Raw genomic sequence first — 22,887 nt, forward strand, 5'->3', positions numbered from 1 at the left:
GCAGCGGGAATGAAGCCCGCCCCGCCGTTTAAAGAATGCCGTATTTCGCCCGATACGCAGCGACTGCATCGCGATGGCTGGCGAACTCGTCGTCACCTTGCAGCAGCGTCATGATGTCGGCCAGCGAGGCAATACTCACGACCGGAATCCCATAGGTCTGCGCCACATCCTGCACCGCCGAATGCGGCGAGAGCGCATCATCGGCGCCCGCTCGCTCCTGCCGGTCCAATGCGATCAGCACCGCCGCCGGCTGCGCGCCCGCGGCACGGATGATCTCCACCGACTCGCGCACCGAAGTACCCGCCGTGATCACATCATCAATGATTACAACCTTGCCCTGTAGCGGCGCACCGACGAGCGTGCCACCCTCGCCGTGATCCTTGGCTTCCTTGCGATTGAACGCAAACGGTACATCGCGCCCCTGCATCCCGGCATGCCCGGCCAGCGCCACCGCTGTCGCCGTCGCCAGCGGAATGCCCTTATAAGCGGGCCCAAACAGCATGTCGAACTCCACGCCCGAGTCCAACAAGGCCTGCGCGTAAAACTGCGCGAGCTTCCCTACCGAGGCGCCGCTATTGAACAGCCCGGCGTTGAAAAAGTACGGGCTGATACGGCCGGACTTGACCTTGAAACTGCCAAAGCGCAGCACGCCTTCATCAAGCGCAAAACGGACAAAGTCGGTAGAGGTAGCCATAAAAAAGGGGTTCCAAATTAATGATCAGATTAGCAGCAGCATCCCGCGCCCAACCGCCAAGCGGATAAACGGAAGCTGCCAACGCCGCAGCCCTCGCTGCCGCGTCGCGCATTTTAACTCCCACGCCTTGTCGGGCGCTTCCGTCATCCGGCGCGCGCGCCCAGTCGGTTAAAGTCCTGCCTTCAGTCCTCGCTGACTCACCGCTATACAGGAGTTCTCGTCGTGTTACGCATTACCTCGCTCAATCTCAACGGCATCCGATCCGCTTTCCGTAAAGGCCTGCAGCCTTGGATGCAGACCCACGCCGCCGACATCCTGTGCTTGCAGGAAATCAAGATTGCTGAGGCGGACTTGACCGACGACCTGCGCAACCCGCCCGGCTACACGGGCCATTTCTTCCATGCGGCCAAAAAAGGCTATAGCGGCGTAGGCATCTACCTGCGCAACGCCGCCGAGCGCGTGACCATCGGCTTTGACTGCGAGGAATTCGATGCCGAGGGCCGCATCATCCGTGCCGACTGGAAAAACCTGTCCGTCATCAGCGCCTACCTGCCTTCCGGCTCCAGCGGCGACGAACGGCAACAGGCGAAATACCGATTTCTCGCCCAGTTCGGCGACTGGCTCGACGGCCTCATGGACGAACACAAAAAGACCGGCCGTGAATTCGTCATCTGCGGCGACTGGAACATCGCGCACAAGGAAATCGACCTGAAAAACTGGAAGGGCAACATGAAGAACTCCGGTTTCTTGCCCGAAGAGCGCGCCTGGCTCACCGAAGTGTTCGACCGTCGCGGCTTTGTCGACGTATTTCGTCGTATCGACGAACGCCCGGAGCAATACACGTGGTGGAGCAACCGCGGCCAAGCCTGGGCCAAGAACGTCGGGTGGCGGATTGACTACCAAATCGCGACTCCCGGCATCGCGGCACGCGCGCGCCATGCCGCAATCTACAAAGACGAACGATTCAGCGATCATGCGCCACTGACCGTCGACTACGACGCGTCGTTGTAGTTTAAGGCCGGGGAGCAGTACTACATTTTTATTGGGGACACATAGGCCACTGAACGAAATTGTATCAGCGCCAGCAGCGGTCTAACCTCAGCTATCGCCTGAGAAATGTGGATGGTGAGGCAAATAAAAATTAACGGGGACATATTATTTTCTTCAGGCGGTGTCGGGAAGAAAATGCATAGACCCCGGCCTCCCGGATACGCATAACGCTTCCTTCCCTGCAAACTGTCCCTAATTTATGCCCGCTGTAATTCCAGTATTCACGCGGGTTTTCAAGGCTACATCGCTTTGCGTACGCTTTGGGATGCTCCTACAATTGCGCACCGTGACAGTGCCTGATGCACTGATTTGGTTCAGAAACGCACCACATCCGGGCAGCCTTGCACCGGTTTGCGGCCCCCAGGAGATTCCCTTTGAAACTGCAGAGTCTTGACGACTTCTTGCGTCAGGTCGCTGTGCGCGACCCCCATCAGCCCGAATTCATGCAAGCGGTCCACGAAGTGATGTCCAGCTTGTGGCCGTTTATCCAACAGCACCCGCAGTACGCCGAGCAGGCTCTCCTGGAACGACTGGTCGAACCCGAGCGCGTCATCCAGTTCCGCATTTGCTGGACCGACGATCAGGGCAAGCCTCACGTCAATCGCGGCTTCCGTGTGCAGCACAGCTCGGCCATCGGCCCCTACAAGGGCGGCATGCGCTTTCACCCGTCGGTCAACCTGTCGGTGCTGAAGTTCCTGGGCTTTGAGCAAACCCTCAAAAACGCCTTGACCACCCTGCCCATGGGCGGCGGCAAAGGCGGCTCGGACTTCGATCCGAAAGGCAAGTCCGACGCAGAAGTCATGCGTTTCTGCCAGGCCTTGATCCTGGAACTGCACCGTCACCTCGGCCCGGATACCGATGTCCCGGCCGGCGACATGGGCGTGGGCGCGCGCGAAGTCGGCTACATGGCCGGCATGATGAAAAAAATCTCCAACTCCGCCGCCAGCGTCTTCACCGGTAAAGGCCTGACCTTCGGCGGCAGCCTGATCCGCCCCGAAGCCACCGGTTACGGCACGGTCTATTTCGCGCAAGAAATGCTCAAACGCGTCGGTCTGTCCTTCGACGGTCTGCGCGTCTCGGTCTCCGGCTCGGGCAATGTCGCGCAATACGCCATTGAAAAGGCAATGCGCCTGGGCGCGCGCGTCGTCACGGTGTCCGACTCCGATGGCGTGGTCATCGATGAAGCCGGCTTCACCAACGAAAAACTCGCCGCGCTGATGCGCGTGAAAAACGAGCAGCGCGGCCGTCTGGCCGAGTACGCTGGCCTCTTCAAGCTGACCTACGTTCCCGGCAAGCGTCCGTGGCATGTCCCCGTGGACGTGGCCCTGCCCTGCGCCACGCAGAACGAACTGGACATCGAAGACGCGCGCACGCTCATCGCCAACGGCGTCAAGTGCGTCGCCGAAGGCGCCAACATGCCCTCCACGCTCGAAGCCGCCAACGCCTTCATCGAAGCCGGCGTCCTCTACGCGCCGGGCAAGGCCAGCAACGCTGGCGGCGTGGCCGTGTCGGGTCTGGAAATGAGCCAGAACGCCAACCGTTTGTCGTGGACGCGCGAAGAAGTCGACCAACGTCTGCACGCCATCATGTGCGATATCCACGAAAATTGCGTGCGCCATGGTCAAGGCCGTAGCACCAGCGTCAACTATCTGGACGGCGCCAACATCGCCGGCTTCGTCAAAGTCGCCGACGCCATGTTGCAGCAGGGTCTGTACTAAACCGCTGCCCGAGGCCCCATCGGCTTCCGAGCCCGCTACCTGCGTAGTGGGCTTTTTTTTTGCCTGCTATTCGCGGCGTGAGGAGCGGTCACGCATTCAAGGCAATTTGAATTTACGTTTATCGCGTTATTCCCGGTCCGCCACTACATTTAGTCCTATAGCTGCGCGCTATCGGAACCCACACTCGCGCCTCGTTCCTCAATCAAAGAAGTAGCGATGCGGGCGCGACGGTGAAGCCAAAAGCTTCATCACACGTTCACACATACCCCCATTTCCATCCGCCATCAAGCTCGCTGCTTCCGATCTTGAGGCCAACTTGGCAGGCTGCATCCAGCTCGCCTGCCAATTCATCATGGAAATTCTGTATGTCTCCTCTTCCCAACTCGCTTGCGCCGCCATGCCCGAGTGGCAGTCGTCCATGGCCCTGCGTTAACTGCTTTGTAGAAGCGGGTGGACCATTGCTCAACACCTCTTGCCGTGCCAGCCCTTAGCCACCGCACACCTTGTTTGGTTCGGCAAACCCGAACCGACACGTTCGTAGCCTCTGGCTACGAACACCCAGCCGGCGAGGCGGTTGCGCACTCAGCAAGCGTCCTCGCCCTCCCATCCACGGCCGTCACCCACTTGATCCTAACGCTTTCTCTAAATGGATCTACAGGCTCTGCGGACAGTGAACAGCCTGCTGGGCCTAGGTGCGGCACGCGATCATTCCCATCCACGTTCTCTTGACCTTAACCAGGATCCCAAACATGAGCGACATCTCCATACCGACCGTCGTCCCTCCCAGCCCTTACCCAATTAACGAAGCGCCAGGCAAAGCGGACCTACGCAACGAGGCCCCCACAGCGAAACTGCTCGGCGACCTCAGACTGATCGAAGGCTACGAGGCCGACGCGCGACCCGAAACCGCCGGCGACACAGCCCAATCTGGCGACGACGTGCTCAACGCCTCCCGCGCAACGAACGGCACTGACACTCACCCGCAGACCTGGGACACCCCGGACGAATCGTCTTCCCTGCTGCGCAGTTTTATTATGCTCGACTCTCCGCCGGACACCTTCAATGACGGCTACCAACCCGTGCCGGGCGCTAAAGAGCACGCCAAGTCAGCCGATACAGAGGAAATCGACGACTTTGAGGTGATGGACTACGACACTGCCAAAGTCGACCTTCCCCGCGCGACAGCATCGGCCAGTAACGCGCCTGCTCTCAATTCATTGAGCCGCGCACTTAACGCGGTCTGCGCAATGACCATCGGGACAACCCAACCCGAACCCAGCGAAACCCCTCGCACGCACTTTAGCCAGCGTCTTGAACAGGCTAAAGGCGTCGCGATGGAAATACAGGACCAACTGGATCTGTTGCACCAGCGCGTGGCCGCGCTCACCGACCAACCGGCAAAGGGCCCGGTCAGCGGCCGCATCGACAGGGCCCAGCTTTCGAGTTGGGACAAGTTTGATCTCTTGCATTGCCGTGTGCGTGGGGCGGCCACCGCACTGATGGATACGGCCGAAACATTGGGCTACGCCGGCGCAGTCGCGAGCGTGGGCACGCTTCTCGGTCCCATCGGCATGCTTGGCCTGGGCGGAGTCGCGACGGTCATGACAGTCAAAGGTGTGCGCAACACGTCGGAGAACGCGAACAAGGCCGCTGTCGATGCGCAAGTCCAGACCGCGACCAAGACGATCAACCATAAACGCGCCATGCTGACTGCCCTGCAGGCTCAGGAACAGCATCGTGCAGCGGTCAACACACGTCTGCAAGCCACGATGGACCTGCGAAGTCTCCATCGAACAGCGCTTGAGCGCGCCCTCGCAGAGGCCGACGCGGCTCTGGCTAACCGTTTAGAAACGCCAACGACTGACACGCTCAATCGTGCCGCGCAACTGACGCAGATGGCCAACCCCGTAGAAACCATCCCCGCTTCCGAATTGGAAAGGTCGGAAGCCACGCGTAGCTCGACGAATCTGTTGAATCGCGCGTTCGAGACTTTATATCGAATGGTCGATACGCTTCTCCAAGAATTCAATGCCCTGAAAGACTATCTCTACCCGCCTGCCCCCGTGAGCACCGCGCGTAGGTACGATCAGAAGGCTGAGCACGACGAGAAATCCTTCCGTACTAGTCATAAGGCGATGCTCGAATACTTGTCGTTGGGCAAGGACGACAGTCGTATCAATGAGAACGCACCCTATATCGCTCATGAGAAGCTGGTTCGCGCGGGCGGGTCGCAAAAAATCCGCTTCGAGGACCTGCAGAAGGATATCCATGCGGGTGAAAACATCACGCACGCCGTCTTGACATCGCAATTGAACTTCGGTGCGATAGACTACACAGTGAGAGCCGGCGAACGTGAGCAGCGATATGCGGTGCCCAGCAACCTCACCACGGCACGATCGATCGCTCGTTACATTGAAGCCCTTGCCATCACTAACCAACAACTCCCCGAGGAGCAGAAATTCGCCTTAGTCTCGACTAAGGAGGACGGCTCTTATATCGTTGAGGATCCAAACGGCAAACTGTACAGTTTCCTCGCGAGTTCGGCCGCCGCTCGTCTTAATGCGCAAAGCAATGACGGACAGCCCACGGATGCCCTGAGCAAAAACGCCGGACGCATGACTATCACCGACTACAGCAGTTCCTTCCCCGGCGGCACGCAGACGATGGAATTCGAAATGCAAGTCGGCGAGGACGGTGCTTTGGCAGTGGCGATCCGCTTTGGCAAAGAGGACGCCAAAGCCCCGGTCAGACCTGACGCAGAGCAACTCGCCGATGCCGCCGTGCTGGCGAGAAAGAAATCCTTGAACCTGGTCCCCCACGAAGCCTCTGTGTCTGCCGCTTCTCCACATGCCAAGAACTTCGCCACCATGTCGCCTGATGAGATCGTGAGCTATCGAGATCAGCTGCACAAAAAACTTAAGGATGAGTCCCGCCTGCTCGATGCCGAAAAGCGTCATGCCGAGGAGCTGTGCTACTGGGAAAACCCCGTCTTCGCCCGCGTCCTCGCGGCTCAAGCGTAATAGCACTTAACTCGTAGCCTTAGGCCCCGTCCATCGAGCCCACCTCGATCGACGGGGCTGCCGACACCGGTGGAAGAGCCGCGCGACGATGTCCTAGCGCATGACAGACCACACGATTGCCTAACCTCAGTTGTACTCAGCTCGCAGAACTATGCCTGCCAATTTGTTCCTCAGAGAAGGACATAGCTGCAAATACCGACACCGCCCGAACCGGCTGGGCTGCACCATCCTCTCCTGACTACGTACATACGCCTAGCCACAACCGCATACGCAGGCGTTTCGAGCACATTCGGACAATTAGAGCTCTATCGGGTGACAGACGGGTTGCAGCATCGCAGCTGATCACCTAACGCTTTGACTTCAGGACCCCATATCGTGACTATCAACTCTTCCACTACACATATCGCCCCTTCCATCGATTACACGGACCATCAGCACGAAAACCACGCGACCGCATTTGACGAAAACCTCCTGAAGCAGGCTGAGGCTAGCGGGCTAGGCGAGCATCAGACGGTCGAGGACTACCAGACCGAGAATCGCACACGCGCGCAGGCCGAGCCCGATCCCGACCTGGAAAATGCGGTGTTCTACGATGCCGAAGAAGGGCCTGACGATGAAGAGAAGGCCATCGCGGACAACGCCGCGCCCGCATCAACTTGGGGACTCTTCGAGCCATTCAATGCTCTAACTGGCGCAATAACCGGCGCGGTTACTAACACATTTGACGCCGCGAACGGTCTGATCGGTCGCGTTTATGATGGCGGTCACGCCACAGCCGAGCGTCTCACAGGCGCGACGGCTGCGCAGCCCGTCAACATAGCACCTCCCCGCGCAGACAAACATCTCGAACTCGCCGAAGCGTTAAGCATGCGCATTGATAGAAAACTTCGTGGGCTCAATCAATACGTCGCAGAACAACTCCAGATCACCATCATGCCGCAAGAGGAAGGCCGCATCGATGCGCCTGCGCTCACGGGTTGGGAAAAGCTCGGCCGATACGGCGCGCAGGTACGTGGCTACGTCACCGCCGCCGCGGACACTGCCGAAACTACGGCCAATGGAGGCATCGTGGCGGGCATCGGCATGACCGGCTTATTGGGCCTGGGAGGGATGTTGGGCGGCCTGTCCTTTGGCGCAGGCAGAACCATCCAGAGCGCTCGAAGCTTAGCCGAAAGAGCGAACCTTCACGCGGTCACCAACGAAATAGACCGGGTCGTCGCTGATGTTGAAACCGACCTGAAAGAGCTAGAGTCCCTGCTGACACAAGAAGACCAGCGTCAGCAAGCCTCAGAGCGCCTCATGGCCGGCCTGATCATGGGTACGATCTATTGCCAAACACTAGACCGCGCCATCAAAGAAACCGAGGCTGCGCTCAGCCCGCAGGCCCTGCCCGCCGCCGCCGGCAATACCCACGGATCAGAGTCCAGCACGCTATCGCGTGCACGCGACGCGCTCTACGCCATGCTGGGGTCGCTCATTAAGAACTTTCAGCTCGTGACGAGTTGGATCATCCCCTCGGCCGCTACGAGTGCGCCACAGGATTTCGCCTTAGCCGACAAGAATGCCGAGGCGGCTTTCCGGAAAGCCCATGAAGGAATGCTCGCTTCTCTGGCGCAACCAGCCAAAGACTCCAATATCAAGGGAGCTGTTCACGTGATGGCGCACAAAACCCTAATGGACGCTGGCGGACCCGCAGACATTACGGTGCGAGCGCTGCTGGCCGATATCAGAGCTGGCGAAAACCTGACTCGCCAGATTCTGTCATCCGAACTGAATTTCGGAGAGGTTCTGCATATCCGGAAAGTCGGCGACGAAGTCCGCCATGATGTGGTGCCGAGCGATCTCGTCACCGCGCGGGCGATCGCACGCTTTATCGAGGCACAGTCGCTGTCAAACCAGAACAACCCCACCGACCAGGCGAACGGCCCTGTCGTATCAAAACGCGAAGACGGCGCTTACGTCATTCGAGACCCCGAGCGCAAACTTTACCGCTTCCTGGCAAACGCCCCGACCGCGTATGCGAACTTCTTGACCCTGCCCAAAGAACAAAAGCTTGAGAGCCTCACGGATCTCAATATGGAACGGATGACCATTGCGGACCATAGCCACGGCATGCCCGGCGGCGCGGCAAAAATGGAATTCGAAACCGAAGTAGATAAACAGGGCAGCCGTAATCTGGTGATCCGCTTCGACAAGGAAGACAACGCCCCTACCTTGCGCCCTGATCGTGCCCGGATTCAATCACTGATCGAAGAAAGCCAACGCGCTTTCCATCTCGGCAAAGAAGACACCATGCTGCCCGTGTCCGACAAGGCCATGAATTTTTCCCACATGACGCCCACCGAACTCCTCGCGCACCGGTCGAAACTGATCAATGCACTCGAGCAGCAGGTCGAGCTTTTGCAAGACAATGGCCGTCACTACGAGGCGCTAAAGCAATGGAACAACCCTAAGTTCAAACGCGCCTAGCCCTTGAGCGAGCGGTATAAAACCTAACAGAGAAGTCGCTTCGATGCCCCTTGGCTGACAATCAGACACCAAGGGGCATCGTTTATTCAGATGTGATTAAAGCTGGACACACAAGGCAGAACGTCAATGCCACTCATCGCGATACACAAACCGCGGCATTTGCCAGTTGAATCGCAACGCCAGCATCCGAAACGTGAGCCCGACCACCATCACCACCGGCACCACGACTCCCAGCATCAAGCCTTGCTTCCACAACATCACGTATAACCCGCCGCACACCACCGATACGCTGGCATACAGCTCCTTGCGAAACAGCAAAGGCACGCGATTACACAACACATCACGCAGCACGCCGCCCGCGCAGCCCGTAATCATGCCGCTGATCATCACAACGCTGGTCGACATCTGCATCTGCTGCGCGACCTGACACCCGATGATGGTGAAGGCAACCAGCCCCACGGCATCCAGCCACAAAAACAATCGTTGTAATCGCCGCATCCAAGGCGCGATAAACGCCGTCAGCAAGGCCGCGCCAGCCGTCATCGCCAAATACTCGGGATGCCCCACCCACGTCAATGGATAATGGCCGAGGAGGACATCGCGTAGCGACCCTCCGCCAAGCGCCGTAACGCAAGCAATAATGCAAACACCAAACCAGTCCATGGCACGACGCCCGGCCGCCAGTGCCGCCGTCATCGCCTCGGCCACGATGGCGACCAGAAACACGATGTGCAGCAGCGTTGCGGACGTATCTGCAGGCATAAATCCCTCTCGAACAGGCCGGCCAGCATAGTGGCGATCACGACATCACCCTCACACGAGGCACATGATCAAACATCCCTGTGCCCCTCACGCCCATCATGACGTCGATCGCTCCAATGCGTCAATGTTTCGGCGCTGATGCCACAACAGCAACAAACCCGGCAAAGCAATCAGCACGGTAAACACGAAGAACCCCGGCCAGCCCAGCCAACTCACCAATGGCGGCGTCAAGGGTCCCGCCAGATAAATGCGACCCACCGCCGACAAGGCGGACAACAGCGCGAACTGCGTCGCCGAAAAACGCTGCTGGCACAAACTCATCAACAGGGCCACGAAAGCAGCTGTTCCCAAACCGCCACACAGATTCTCGACGCCCACGGCCGCGGCCATCAGCCAGATGTTCTTAGGACTGACCGCAATTACCCAATAGCCCAGATTGGACACCGCCTGCAGCAATCCAAACGCCATCAGGGATCGATACAAGCCCCAGCGCGCCATGATCGAGCCGCCCGCCAGCGCGCCTACAATCGTCGCCGCCAGTCCCAACACCTTGTTCACAGTCCCGACTTCAGTCGGATCGAAGCCCGCGCCACGTATCAAAAACGTGGTGGACAACGCCCCCGCAAAAGCATCGCCCAGTTTATAAAGCACAATCAATGCGAGGACGGTGTATGCCCCTCGCCGAGAAAAGAACTCGCGAAACGGCTCAACCACAGCCAATCGCAATGAGCGAGGCGCGCTGACGGGCTGCTCGGGCTCGGGCGCCCACAATGTGGCCGCCGAACACAGCAGCATGAGCACACCCATCAGTACATACATGGGTCCCCAGCCCAGCCATTGATCCGCCAGAATCAGTGCCAACCCGCCAGAGACAATCATCGCGAGCCGATAGCCCAGCACCTTCACCGCCGCGCCCGCGCCTCTTTCTTCGCGGCGCAACACGTCCGTGCTATAGGCGTCAAAAACGATATCCTGCGTGGCAGAGAGAAACGCGACCGCTACCGCCAGCAGCGCCAACGGCAACAACGCCGAGCCGGGCGACATCCAACCCATCGCCATAATGGTCACGGCCAACAATAGCTGCGTCAGCAACATCCAGCCACGGCGACGACCGAGCAAGGGCGGCACATAGCGATCCAGCAGCGGCGCCCATAGAAACTTCAGCGTATAAGCCGAGCCCACAAGGGTCAAAAACCCGATTTCCGTGAGCGAAACGCCTTCGACCGTGGCCCACGCCTGCAGCGTGCCTCCCGTCAGGGCAATAGGCAAGCCGCTGGCGAACCCCAACACGAGCAGGGGAGCGACACGGCGGCTGAAATAGACTCGGGATGCGGCGGAAATAGGACACTCCTACAGCAATGACGTCAGTCGCGTCAGACATCCCGCATAGTAACGTCAGTCCGAGGTAAAGCGATAAACCGCCAGCGTGCTGCGCCATCCCGGCAGAACGCGGATCTCGCGCCCCTCATGGAACGTCGCGCGCTCCACGATACGCAGTCCCACATCTGCGGCCAGGCTCTCAAAATCCTTCAGCGTGCACAGATGAATATTGGGCGTGTTGTACCACTGATAAGGCATCTGGCCGGTCACCGGCATACGCCCCCGCAAGATCGACCACCCATGAGGCCAGTAGCCAAAATTCGGGAACGACACAATGCCGTCACGCGCGACCCGCATCATTTCGCGCAGAATATGCTCAGTACGATGCATGGACTGCAGCGTCTGCGACAGCACCACGGTGTCGAACTGCTTATCGTCAAATAGTGCCAGCCCGTCTTCCAAGTTTTGCTGGATAACCTCGACCCCACGCTGAACGCAAGTGATCACGTGTCCGTCATCGATCTCGACGCCCGCGCCCCGCACGCCCCGTTCATCGCGCAGATAGGCCAGTAGCGCGCCATCCCCGCAGCCCAAATCCAGAACCCGACTGCCGGGCTGAATCCAGCTGGCGATGCGTACCAGATCTGGACGCATGTTCTGCACACGCCCGGGCTTCACCGATACGGGACTCATTGCGTCTCTCCTGACCGGGCATTCAGCCCCAGTTCGCGGGCAATCCGTTCGTAATAGCCTCGCATCACGGCGTGATAACGCGCGTCATCCAACAAGAACGCGTCGTGACCATGCGGCGCGTCGATCTCGGCATAGGTAACCGGGCTGCCATTCTTTAATAGCGCGCGCACAATCTCGCGTGACCGTTCCGGCGGGAAACGCCAGTCCGTCGAGAACGACACCAGCAAAAAATCGGCAGTGGCTGGCGCAAGCGCGCGCGCCAAATCGCCGCCCGTACTTCTAGCCGGGTCAAAATAATCCAGTGCACGCGTGATCAGCAAATACGTATTCGCATCAAAATAGCGCGAGAACTTCTCGCCCTGATAACGGAGATACGATTCGACCTCGAACTCGACGTCATAGCCATACCGATAGGCGCCGTTGGCCGCGGGCTCGCGCTGCGTGCGGCCGAACTTTTCCGCCATATCATCGTCGGACAGGTACGTGATGTGCCCGATCATTCGCGCCACGGACAGCCCACGGCGCGGCACCGTCTGCTGCGCGTAATAATCGCCGCCATGAAAATCGGGATCCGTAATTATGGCGCGACGCGCCACCTCGTTAAACCCAATATTCTGCGCCGACAATCGGGGCGTACTGGCGACCACGATGCAATGGGCCACGCGTTCCGGGCACGTAATCGACCAGCTCAACGCCTGCATGCCACCGAGCGATCCACCCATCACTGCCGCGAAGCGCTCAATACCGAAATAATCCGCCACCCGCGCCTGCGCGTGGACCCAGTCTTCTACCGTCAGCACGGGAAACGCCGCGCCCCAGGGGCGGCCGGTTTCCGGATTGATGCTCGCCGGCCCTGTCGAGCCAAAACATGAACCCAGATTATTGATGCCGATGACAAAAAACACATTGGTGTCCAGCGGCTTACCGGGACCCACCATGTTGTCCCACCATCCGATATCTTTCGGGTCATCACGGGAAACCCCGGCGACATGGTGCGACGCATTCAGCGCATGGCACACCAGGACGGCGTTGGTGCGCTGTTCGTTCAGCGTTCCATACGTCTCCACCGCGAGTTCATAAGACGGTAGCGATTGCCCGCTCGCCAGTGGCAGGGGCTCGTCAAAGCGGATGAACTGAGGAGACACGACTCCCACCGAGCCGACGGCGGCGGGAGATTTCGATTCGATAACGGGGACAGGCCCCTCGGCAGGATGCAAGGCAGCAGTGGTCATACGGACCTCTTTAGCAGGATTTATAGAGGCGCCCGCAAGCGGATCAGGCAAATCGGCGCCGGTTTGTTTGAAGGCAAGATTCTAGCACTGCATGAGCTCGCGCTACGCCGCCGCAGCCTTCACCTAGACACAGGGAGCCACTGCGCCGTCCTTCCCCAGCCCTGCTCCGACCTCGGATGGGTCTGAAAAACCTCAGTACAAGAACCCACGCGCGCCTTCCCTGCCCGCCAGAGTGCAAAATACCGCTGCGGTATATAGAAAAACGCCTATTCGGCCAGTTAACTTCCGGACCTTCAATGCCCGATACGAATCTGTCCGAGCGCGAAGTCGCATGCTTGCACTGGTCCTCGCTGGGGAAAACCAGCTGGGAAACCGGCCACATCCTTGGCATGGCCGAGCGCACCGTCAATTTCCACATTCGTAACGCCTGCCAAAAGCTCGGCGTGAATAACCGGCGCGCAGCGGTAGCCATTGCCTTATGGCGGGGACTTCTGCCCTCCTTCGAGCACGGTACGACCCCGGACCTGCGCGAGCCGCCGGGTCGCGTCTACCAGGTGCGCCGCGTTGCCCTGCCTCCCGACCTGTCCGTGCTTACCGCCCCGCCAGGCCCTTGACTTGCACGCCACGCAAGAACGTGGCCACTTCCTCGTCCGAGGCTTCATCACCTGGGCCGCTGACGACTGCCTCGACGACCATACTGTCAGTCACCCAGACGCGGCCCCGCACCCATGCCGTACGCTGTCCTACCCGGCCGGTCACCGCCACGTCTTCGCCCAAGGACGGCAAAGGCGTAGGCACCGCCGCACCCACATTGGTATAGAGCGATCGCGTCAACGCCTGACCCAGCTTCTCCCGCGCCGCGCGGTCCAGCCCCAATATCGACGGCAAGGGAGCGGAACCCACGGCGAACATTGTCTGATTCACCTGGGCGACCGCCAGCGTGAAAGGCAGCGTCTGCCCCGCCAACAGCAATGTCCGCGTCTCCGAATCGACTTTCGCGGGAAACACGGCTTGAACGTGCCCGTCAGCCACGACAACTTCGCGCCAGTTGTATTCGGGCGTACAGCCAGCCAACACGACGCAGGTCGCCAGCGCTATGCCAGTCAGACGCTTGCGCCATCCGCCTGGATGAAATCCCCGAGAAGTCATGATGCTATGGTCTCCGGTATAGATATTAATATGCCATCATCCCCTGACCGTGAACGATGAACGACATAACTCGCCAGAAATCGCCAGAAATCGCGCGTACCTCGTAAAATCGGATCTCATTATTATCAGAATTTGCTCATGACTGTGACCGACACTGCCGCCAGCCGCTTGGCTCGCCTCGAGGCTAACGCTGGCCTGCTCGCCCAGACCCTTCGCGGTATTGAAAAAGAAGGTTTACGTGTAGATACACAGGGCAGGCTGTCGCGCGCCGCACACCCCATCGGACTGGGATCGGCGCTCACGAATGAGCATGTCACGACCGATTATTCCGAAGCACTACTCGAACTGATCACCGGCACCCATACGCGGGTGGACTCGGTGCTTCAGGAACTTGAACACACGCATCGCTTTGTCTACAGCGTGCTCGACGGCGAGCTGATCTGGAATCAGTCCATGCCCGCCGCGCTGCCCGCCGAGGCCGACATTCCCATCGCCTGGTATGGGACGTCCAACACCGGCATGCTCAAGCATGTCTACCGTCGTGGCTTGGCCGAACGCTACGGCAAGTCGATGCAGTGCATTGCAGGGGTCCACTACAATTTTTCCTTGCCTGATGACGTGTGGGCGATTCTGGACCCACAGGCCGCCGATCCGCGTGAACGGCAGTCGCGAGGCTATATCGGGATGATCCGCAATTTCACGCGGTATTCCTGGCTATTGATGTATTTGTTCGGCGCCGCGCCTGCGCTATCGCGCGAGTTTCTAGGTGATCAGGCCCAGCAACTGCAATCGCTGGGCCGCGACACCCTGTATCTGCCCTATGCGACCAGCCTGCGTATGAGCGATCTGGGCTATCAGAACAAAGCACAATCCCAACTCCAGCTCTGCTACAACGATCTGGACACGTTCCTGGGTCGTTTGTATGACGCGGTGACGCGCCCCTGGGCGGATTACCAAGCCATCGGCACGCATCGCGACGGTGAATGGATCCAGCTCAACACCAATATTCTGCAGATCGAGAACGAATACTATTCGAGCATACGGCCGAAACGCACCACGGGCCGGTGCGAGCGCCCAATCACCGCCCTGGCCGAGCGCGGCGTGCAATATGTCGAGGTCCGTTGCCTGGATATCGACCCCCAGCAGCCGATCGGCATCGACGCCAATACCGCGCGATTCGTGGATGCGTTCCTGCTATTTTGCGCGGCGTCCGACAGCCCGTATTTCTCGCAAAACGGCTATTGCCAGCGTAGCGCAGACAACTTCGCCACCGTGGTCAAAGAGGGGCGCAAGCCTGGCTTGCAGCTGAATCGTGACGGAGAAACGATAGACCTGCGCACCTGGGGACATCAACTTCTCGACCAGATCGCGCCCTACGCGGCGCTATATGACCGCGCGCTTGGTGGCGATACCTATACGCTTGCCCTGGCGGCACAGCGCCAAAAGCTTGATGACTCCGAGCTTACCCCTTCTGCGACGCTGCTCAACGCCCTGCGCAAGAGCGGCTTGTCTTTTCACGATTACTCATTGCAGCTGAGTCAACAGCACGCCGATACGTTACGCGCACGGCCCTTGCCTGATGAAGTACGCGCTGCCTTTACCCAGGCCGCAGAACAATCCGTCATCGAGCAAACCCGACTTGAGCAGAGCGACAAGGTCGATTTCGACACCTATGTCGCGCAATATCATGCGGCGCTAAAGGCGCCGAAGTCCGTCACCACACCGGACACCGGCGCCTGATTGGCATCGCATACGCTAATGGCGGTGTCGGTCCCTCAGCCGACACACGCCATCAAGCGCGCGCGTGACGGTGCTCCCGCACCCTCTTCTGCTCCATGCTCCACGAGCAAACTGATAATCACGGGATCGCCTCTACGCCGGGCAACCGTTAATAAATCGGCATTAGAAGCGTCATGCCAGAAATTAACGTTGGCACCGTACTTGATTAATAGCTTCGCGGCCTCCCGATTCCCATTAATGACCGCGTGAAATAAGGGAGTGCGACCGCCATGGTCCTGCGCATCCACCCGACGCGTATTCAACTGCAGCAAATACCTTAAGGCCAACACATTATTCGTCTTGGCCGCCAGCGCCACCGCGCCGCACCCGGTGGGATCCAATGCGTCAGGGCTCGCGCCACCTGCCAGCAGACACTCGAGGGCGATGTCGGAACCATGGTGGGCCATGCGCAGTACCGCGGTATGGCCATCGTGGTCGCGCATCTCGGTACGAATGCTGCGTTTGAGAAGCAGATTCAGGATAGAGGAATCATAGGTAGCAGAGGCGTAGTCAGCCGCCTGCATAAGTGGAGTCACCCCCTTGGGGTCCATCGCATTGAGGTCCAGCTCCTGCCGATCGCACAGCAATCGGACCATCCGGTGGCGGCCAAGCGCAATGGCGATAGACAGTGCACGCTCACCACGCATGTTCGCCGCATTGACATCGGCACCCCGTGCGATAAGCACCTCGACGACCTCGTAATGTCCGGCTCGGACCGCCAGAATCAACGCCGTATTGCCGTGCTGATCCCGGCGGTCTATGCCCACCGGGTGGTCGCTCTCGGGGCTGCGTTCGCACACCTCATAACCTAGCAACACCTTCACCGTATCGGCATGCCCTGCGGCAGCCGCCCACATCAATGCGCTATAGCCCGCGCGATCCGTGACATCCACACTGGCATGGCCGGCTAACAGTGTATGCACGGCGGCGCTCAGACCCTGTTCGGCCGCGCACATCAGCGGCGTGCGAGTGGTCTCGTCCTTGAGGTCCAGCACGTCGGTGGGAAGCGCATCCACCAACGCTCTCAGGACGCCTGAGTGCCCTGAAGCCACAGCCGCGTGGATCGGGAAGTATCGGGGTGAACGCAAGCTCTCGATTAAGTCTGGCGCCCCGGTTTCGGCGAAGATGGCCTTGATGCCGGCCGCGTCCTTGGCATAGACACATACCATCAGTTGCGCCTGCGCCCGTATCGCGGCGGCGGCATCCCGCGTCTCCTCTGTCCCGGCCCGAGGCACTGATCCCACGTATTGTTTGAGCTCGCTGTACGAATCAACGGTCATCATAAGGCCCCCCTTTGCGTGGCAATGGCGCTGGCCTGCCACCTGCAAGAACGTTTTTGGAATAAAACTTCTCGCTTGAGTAACCGTAAAACACGTGCAGTTCCATTTTTTGCAATAGAAGTGCAGTTCCGTGTTCAAGAGTTACATTTTGGGGCCCGATACGCAGCTACGCGGGGGTCCACTTCGCTCCGCGGCCAAGCCTTTGGCACGTCCCTACATATGGAACCCGGCACGCCGCAAAGTTACCTACACCGGTCGCACGCGGCGAAACTCGTTCTATCTCTGTACGTTCCCAACCATCATGACCAGTGAAAACGACCCGATACGCCGATGCGTTCACATGTTGGAGCCGCCTGGGCGGCGAAATAGGCGACCGGTTGACGTGGCGAGCCAGAACAACGCCCCGCCGATGCCACCCCTTGCTGGCATCGGATTACGCGCTGGCCAGCCGCAGCGCCTCCTCGCGCGTATCCACGACCGTGAGAATCGTGAGAAAACCGCTGATCTCAAAAACCTCGCGTACGCGCGATTGCAATCCGCATAGCACAAGCTTGCCTTTTTCCTGCTTTAGACGCTTGGCCAACAGCAAAACCACGCGCAGCCCGGCACTGGAAATATATCCGAGCATGGCCAGGTCGAGCACCATCCTGCGCTCACCTCGCTCTACTTGCGAAATAAGATCGGCCTCTATGGCGGACGCGTTGCCGCTGTTCATCTGTCCTCCGACAGAAACTAACACTACGTCATCGACTTTATCGATCACTAAATCCATCGCATCGCCCGCCTAATTAAGCCAACATAGCTATCAATATGGAACGAATGATACGCCAACATGTCACGCAAGTTGATAGGTTGCAATTACCCGCCGATCAAAATTCGGTGAGGCTAGCGATACAGTGGTTAGATGCCATCGGTGAACGGGAAAAATGGTCCGCGGAATTAAAATTTTCCTTGTCGATTAGTGTGGATGAAGTCTTGGCGAATATTGTTTCGTATGCCTTTATCCATCCGTCTTCACACAACGCTAAACAGAATCCCGACACGCAGATCGCAACACCCAAGATCGTGCTGCGTTGCCTCTCGCGGTCTACCCATGTGCAAATTGAGGTGATAGACAACGGCCATCCCTTCGATCCGACTCAAACGCCCCTGCCGTCGCTGGCCACGTCTTTGGAGCAGGCACGCGTGGGCGGCCATGGTCTTCGACTGATGCGCCATTACCTATCGACCATCGCCTACTCACGCCGAGCGGGCCATAACTGCCTGCGGATGATCGCGCGGGCAAAAAAAACCGGACCTATATCCGGAACTAATTCCGACTAGCTGTTACCCACTACGCTGGGCACCTTTCACGGACGGTGCCCGCCCGAATTCGCCCTTCTGCCGGTGCAGCGCTGTGCCGACGGACCTCACGAACTACAGCGTAACGACGCGGTCGCTGCGCCGTGCGCTGATTGGACTCTCTTCGCCGCCTTCATGCCGTTTCAGTCGCTCCATAACAAAATTTTTGTCATGGTGACCTCTATTCTGGTTGCGGTGGCAGTGACGGTCATGTTGACGTCGCGGCGAAATGTCACCGACACCGTCGTGACCAGCGTTCAGCACGCGATCACCAATGTCTTGCAACTGGTCCGGCATGAACTGGCCGCGCGCTGGTCCACCATGCTCGATACCAAAATCGCGATTGTCCGAAACGGACGACGACAGCTCTTGCAAACCGGCGAGATCATCGAAACCACCCTGCAGTCTTATGCCTCGCTCGTTGATCGCGGGATCATCACCGAAGCCGCGGCCCAAGACATGGCGCGTGATTGGATCAACCAACTGCATTTCGATGACGACCGCTATGCTTTTGTCTTTGATCACGACGATATCGTGCTTGCCAGCGGCAGCACTCCCATGATTGGTCGCAGCCTCTCGAAACTGCGCGATTATAAAAACCGGCTGTTGGCAGAGTCCGTGCGCGCGGAAAGTCGCGACACCGGCTACAGCTTCGCTATTTATCGCCGGCCTTCAGCGCCCGAGGACCCTGAAAATCGCGACGGTGCCAGCACCTCTCCGACCGACGATGATCACGCGCGATACGCGTACTTCGGTTACTTCCGGCCCTGGCAATGGGTGTATGCCGTGAGCGACAGCGCAGCCGATGTCGTCGAGCAAATCAAAGACCATCGCACCGAAATGGAAGAGTCAGTGCGCAAGAGCCTGTTGCCCCTGAAACTCATTCATTCCGGCTTCGTCTTCATCATGGCCGAGGACGGCCGCTTTATTGCGCGGCCACCCGATGCGCATGCGCAGCTGCTGGACGGGCGTACCGACAACGGCCAAACGTTGCGCCAACGGCTCATTGCTCCGCGCCGGGAGTTGCACGCGGTACAAGTCACCGACGGCGCCGACGTATGGCAGGTCGAGAGTGTGTACTACGCCCCATTGCGTTGGAAAATCATCGCGGCCGTTCCAGAGCAGGACCTGAGTACCCCCGCACATGTACTGCTACGAAGTCAGGCGGCGACATTCGGCATCATGTTGATGATCGCCCTGCTCATTGCCTGGTTTTTCTCCGTCCATCTCGTGCGCCCTCTCCGACGCCTTACGGCGTTCGCACGGCAACTGCCCGAGCAGGCCCTGCAGCCAAAAACCGCCGTGCCGCGACATATCGCCAGACTGCCGACACTGCATAGAGATGAAGTCGGACGCCTCGCTGAAGCGTTTCTGTACATGGATAGCAAGCTGCGCGACAACATCACGCAGCTCATGCATGAAACCACCGTCCGCGAGCGTTTTGAAAGCGAACTGAATGTCGCGCGGTCGATTCAGCTCGCTTTATTACCCCCTCCGCCAGACGAGGCACAGCGGCAGCATATCGACCTGCACGCGCACATGCGCCCGGCCAAAGAGGTCGGCGGCGACCTTTATGACTACTTCAGCCTGCCGGACGGCAAGCTCTGCTTCGTCATAGGTGATGTCTCCGACAAAGGCGTACCCGCCGCGCTGTTCATGGCCATCACCCGCACGCTCATCCGCGCCGCAGCGGAGGACGAAAGCCATCCCGCTCGCATCGTGCAGAAAGTCAACGACCGATTAGCCGAGAACAATCCCAGCATGATGTTCGTCACCCTGCTGCTCGGCGTGCTCGATGTGCAAGACGGCAGCCTCATCTGGGTCAACGCGGGTCATCTCGAACCTTATGTCTTGACGGAATGCGGCGTCGTGCGCGCCTTGTGCGGCCGCAGCGGGCCGGCTTGCGGGGTGCAAGCCGACAACGAATACATCACTTATCAGTCGACATTGCTGCCCGGCGATACCCTGGTCGGCTATACCGACGGCGTGACGGAAAGCATGAACCGCCAAGGCGAACAATTCGGCGACGAACGACTGGTTCAAGCCCTCGCGAGTTCATCGCGGCGTGGCTCACTGTTAATCGACACGCTGTTGGCGGACACCGATGCCTTCACAGATGGCGCCGACCAAGCCGACGACATCACGCTCCTCGTGGTTCAGCGCACATGAAACCTGTTTTGAGACGCGCCGCCTGTGCCGCAGCCCTTTGGGTAGTGGCCAGCCTCTGTAATTCAGCTCCGCCGGAGCGAGCCGGTCCTGCAATGCCTGCCACGTCGGCATCCGTAGCCGCCAAATCGGCTGCCAGCAGCGTCGTGGCCGAATCCCCGGCCTCGGAGGATGCCGGTTTGCGCCCCACCCGCCGCCCCGATGGGAAAAAGTGGCGCATCGGCTATGTCGATAGCGGCGACTATAGCGAATACCCGCGTACGCTACGCGCGATCGTGCAGGGCTTGGCACAACTCGGGTGGCTGTCCACAATCGAAATTCCGCCATATCTGGACAGCGCGGAGCTTTGGCAGTTTTTGGTGACCCATACCCGCAGCGAGTATCTGGAATTCGTGACCGACGCGTGGTGGCAGCCCAGCCACGCCGACCCGCAGCAGCGGCCCGCCGTTCGTCGGGCCATCGCCGAAAGGCTCGCCAAGCAAGCCGATCTGGACCTGATTCTCGCCATGGGGACTTGGGCAGGACAAGACATGGCTGCATTGCAGGCGCCGGTTCCCACGATTGTGGCGTCGACCAGCGACGCGGTGGCGGCGAAAATCATCCGTTCAGTTGAGGACAGCGGGCTGGACAATCTTCATGCCCGCGTCGAGCCACAACGCTATCAGCGCCAGATCCGCCTGTTCCATGACATCTATCCGTTTAAACGCTTGGGCATTGTCTATGAAGACAGCCCGGAAGGCCGACTTTATGGCGGGGTGGACGCGGTTCACGAGATCGCGCGCGAAGCGGGCTTTTCGGTCATCGCCTGCCACACGCCTTCGAACGGCGTGCCTCAATCCGAGGCAACGCGGGGCGTTTTAGACTGCTATCGCCGGTTGGCCCCTAATATCGACGCAGCCTATGTCACCGTGCACCGGGGCGTGACGCCCACATCCGTCCGTGCCGTGGCGGAGATCCTGAGCCACGCTGCCGTACCCAGCTTCTCCATGCTCGGGTCGGGGCAAGTCCAGCAAGGGATTCTGCTGAGCGTGGCCGAAGCTGACGCCTCCTACGTCGGCCGCTTCTACGCCAGGACCATCGCACACATCCTCAACGGCGCCAAACCGCGCAGCTTGAGTCAGGTGTGGATCGATCCGTCCAAACTCGCCATCAACCTGCAGACCGCCCGGCTGATCGGCTTTGACCCCCCGGTAGAAGCCCTATTCGCGGCCGACGAATTGTTTTCACACGATACACCGGGGACCCCACGCGTCGATCTGCAATGAAAACGAAAGTTTCATATAAACTTCTACACTTACTGATTTACTAGGTTTGTGCCAGCAGAATAAGTGCTTGGAACTAGTCTGGGTGAGGGGTTACTTATGCGGTATCGCTTATGTGTATTTGCTTGCTTCCGACTCACTCCACCTGTATCTAAGGCAGTATGAATTTTTCTCCGGTCAGCCCCTTGTCACCTGTGCCTTCGCTGGAGACCTACACCGAAGCGGCCAAGGACGGGCAAGATCTCTACGTAAACATCGACGGCAAACAGCGTCAGGTATTGAGTTGGGGAAAAACGCCAAATGGCCGTAGCGTGGCCTGGCTTGAACCAGACGTCGATACCACATCCATGTTCACCCAGGCACTGGCGCAGGTCTATGGCGCCGGTATTGCCAGCGCCGTCTCCCGCCAGCTCGGACTGCAGCCTGCGCCCGGCAAGCCTATTTCCGCGCGAGTCGTGATGTCTGCGGTGGATATGGCAAAGACCGCCAAAGATGCTATGACCGGCGTAGATTTCCTCTCCCGGCTGAGCGCCTCTGCGGTGGCCGATACCCCAGTGTTCCGCCAAGCGTGTAAAGATTGTCAGGTAAACCCTGCCACGCTCAGCGCCGCGCAGCGGGCCGCCTTGGATAACGCCATGGAAACGCGGTTCGAGGCAGCGGCACGAGCAGGCGGCAGCCCGGTGTCCTTGCAAACTGCGGCGCAATGGCTACGCGAACTGCTTCAGTCCGGCATCCAACACTGATCTGCACTAAGCAATCACGCCCCACTTGCGCCTGATGGGCGCGCCCTCCTCTTTCCTCCTCAAGGCATGCCTGGAACGCCGGTGCATGCCTTCCGTCGTTGCTTGTCGCTTCCAAACAGCAGGACTGGTCTGATTGCGCGCCCAAAGCCCGTCAAAATGTTGCGCAGTAACAATTGGAAAACATATCTGGGATTTATTTTGAGATTATA

The 22,887-nt window shown here is 59.2% G+C and carries 17 protein-coding genes, 1 pseudogene and 1 riboswitch; of the genes and pseudogenes, 10 read left to right on the top strand and 8 right to left on the bottom strand.

Features of this window, described 5'->3' with window-relative positions; all coding sequences use genetic code 11:
- Positions 1-28 precede the first annotated feature (28 nt).
- Positions 29-694, bottom strand: a complete 666-nt coding sequence (gene pyrE, locus GOQ25_RS02795; RefSeq protein WP_160348922.1) for an orotate phosphoribosyltransferase — start codon at positions 692-694, stop codon at positions 29-31.
- 222 nt (positions 695-916) lie between these two features.
- Here pyrE and GOQ25_RS02800 point away from each other — a divergent pair, with 222 nt between their 5' ends.
- From GOQ25_RS02800 to GOQ25_RS02815, 4 genes are all read left to right on the top strand, one after another.
- Positions 917-1,705 (top strand): exodeoxyribonuclease III, encoded by a 789-nt coding sequence (locus GOQ25_RS02800; protein WP_160348923.1) that lies wholly within the window; start codon positions 917-919, stop codon positions 1,703-1,705.
- 413 nt (positions 1,706-2,118) lie between these two features.
- The gene (gdhA, locus tag GOQ25_RS02805; RefSeq protein WP_160348924.1) at positions 2,119-3,462 is read left to right on the top strand and encodes an NADP-specific glutamate dehydrogenase; all 1,344 of its coding nucleotides are present in this window, start codon (positions 2,119-2,121) and stop codon (positions 3,460-3,462) included.
- Between the two features lie 749 nt (positions 3,463-4,211).
- Entirely contained in the window at positions 4,212-6,482 is a 2,271-nt protein-coding gene (locus GOQ25_RS02810) for a hypothetical protein (protein ID WP_160348925.1), read from the top strand.
- Positions 6,483-6,857: 375 nt separating this feature from the next.
- On the top strand, positions 6,858-8,951 hold the full coding sequence (locus tag GOQ25_RS02815; protein WP_160348926.1) for a hypothetical protein: 2,094 nt from the start codon (positions 6,858-6,860) through the stop codon (positions 8,949-8,951).
- A 123-nt stretch (positions 8,952-9,074) separates the two neighbouring features.
- Here GOQ25_RS02815 and GOQ25_RS02820 read toward each other — a convergent pair whose 3' ends face one another.
- From GOQ25_RS02820 to GOQ25_RS02835, 4 genes are all read right to left on the bottom strand, one after another.
- A complete protein-coding gene (locus tag GOQ25_RS02820) occupies positions 9,075-9,713 on the bottom strand; it encodes a trimeric intracellular cation channel family protein (protein WP_160348927.1) in 639 nt (212 codons plus the stop codon).
- Positions 9,714-9,809: 96 nt separating this feature from the next.
- Positions 9,810-11,054, bottom strand: a complete 1,245-nt coding sequence (locus GOQ25_RS02825) for a muropeptide transporter (protein WP_160349011.1) — start codon at positions 11,052-11,054, stop codon at positions 9,810-9,812.
- Between the two features lie 54 nt (positions 11,055-11,108).
- Entirely contained in the window at positions 11,109-11,726 is a 618-nt protein-coding gene (gene metW / locus GOQ25_RS02830) for a methionine biosynthesis protein MetW (RefSeq protein WP_160348928.1), read from the bottom strand.
- Positions 11,723-12,958, bottom strand: a complete 1,236-nt coding sequence (locus tag GOQ25_RS02835; protein WP_160348929.1) for a homoserine O-acetyltransferase — start codon at positions 12,956-12,958, stop codon at positions 11,723-11,725. The genes metW and GOQ25_RS02835 overlap by 4 nt, the downstream gene beginning before the upstream one ends.
- Positions 12,948-13,027, bottom strand: a riboswitch (SAM riboswitch). (Overlaps the previous gene by 11 nt.)
- Positions 13,028-13,254: 227 nt before the next feature.
- Here GOQ25_RS02835 and GOQ25_RS02840 point away from each other — a divergent pair.
- Positions 13,255-13,479 (top strand): annotated as a pseudogene (locus GOQ25_RS02840) (LuxR C-terminal-related transcriptional regulator); the annotation flags it as partial.
- A gap of 70 nt (positions 13,480-13,549) precedes the next feature.
- Here GOQ25_RS02840 and GOQ25_RS02845 read toward each other — a convergent pair.
- Entirely contained in the window at positions 13,550-14,107 is a 558-nt protein-coding gene (locus GOQ25_RS02845) for a hypothetical protein (RefSeq protein WP_160348931.1), read from the bottom strand.
- 144 nt (positions 14,108-14,251) lie between these two features.
- On the opposite strand from GOQ25_RS02845, the gene gshA reads away from it, so the two are divergent.
- Positions 14,252-15,847 carry a glutamate--cysteine ligase gene (gene gshA, locus GOQ25_RS02850; protein ID WP_160349012.1) on the top strand — a complete coding sequence of 532 codons (1,596 nt, stop codon included), beginning with the start codon at positions 14,252-14,254 and terminating at the stop codon, positions 15,845-15,847.
- 35 nt (positions 15,848-15,882) lie between these two features.
- Here gshA and GOQ25_RS02855 read toward each other — a convergent pair whose 3' ends face one another.
- Positions 15,883-17,169: an ankyrin repeat domain-containing protein gene (locus GOQ25_RS02855; RefSeq protein WP_160348932.1), complete on the bottom strand. Its 1,287-nt coding sequence runs from the start codon at positions 17,167-17,169 to the stop codon at positions 15,883-15,885.
- Positions 17,170-17,599: 430 nt separating this feature from the next.
- Positions 17,600-17,938, bottom strand: a complete 339-nt coding sequence (locus GOQ25_RS02860; protein WP_160348933.1) for an STAS domain-containing protein — start codon at positions 17,936-17,938, stop codon at positions 17,600-17,602.
- Between the two features lie 38 nt (positions 17,939-17,976).
- Here GOQ25_RS02860 and GOQ25_RS02865 point away from each other — a divergent pair, with 38 nt between their 5' ends.
- The 4 genes from GOQ25_RS02865 to GOQ25_RS02880 all read left to right on the top strand — a co-directional run bounded on the left by GOQ25_RS02865 (position 17,977) and on the right by GOQ25_RS02880 (position 22,678).
- On the top strand, positions 17,977-18,489 hold the full coding sequence (locus GOQ25_RS02865) for an ATP-binding protein (protein ID WP_236844462.1): 513 nt from the start codon (positions 17,977-17,979) through the stop codon (positions 18,487-18,489).
- Positions 18,490-18,678: 189 nt separating this feature from the next.
- Positions 18,679-20,676 (top strand): SpoIIE family protein phosphatase, encoded by a 1,998-nt coding sequence (locus GOQ25_RS02870; RefSeq protein WP_236844463.1) that lies wholly within the window; start codon positions 18,679-18,681, stop codon positions 20,674-20,676.
- A 92-nt stretch (positions 20,677-20,768) separates the two neighbouring features.
- Positions 20,769-21,938 carry an ABC transporter substrate-binding protein gene (locus GOQ25_RS02875; protein ID WP_160348935.1) on the top strand — a complete coding sequence of 390 codons (1,170 nt, stop codon included), beginning with the start codon at positions 20,769-20,771 and terminating at the stop codon, positions 21,936-21,938.
- Positions 21,939-22,096: 158 nt separating this feature from the next.
- Positions 22,097-22,678 (top strand): hypothetical protein, encoded by a 582-nt coding sequence (locus GOQ25_RS02880; RefSeq protein ID WP_160348936.1) that lies wholly within the window; start codon positions 22,097-22,099, stop codon positions 22,676-22,678.
- The last annotated feature ends 209 nt before the right edge of the window (positions 22,679-22,887 follow it).

It is taken from the genome of Bordetella sp. 15P40C-2 (genome assembly GCF_009763235.1).
In the GTDB taxonomy this organism is placed as follows: Bacteria; Pseudomonadota; Gammaproteobacteria; order Burkholderiales; family Burkholderiaceae_B; genus Bordetella_A.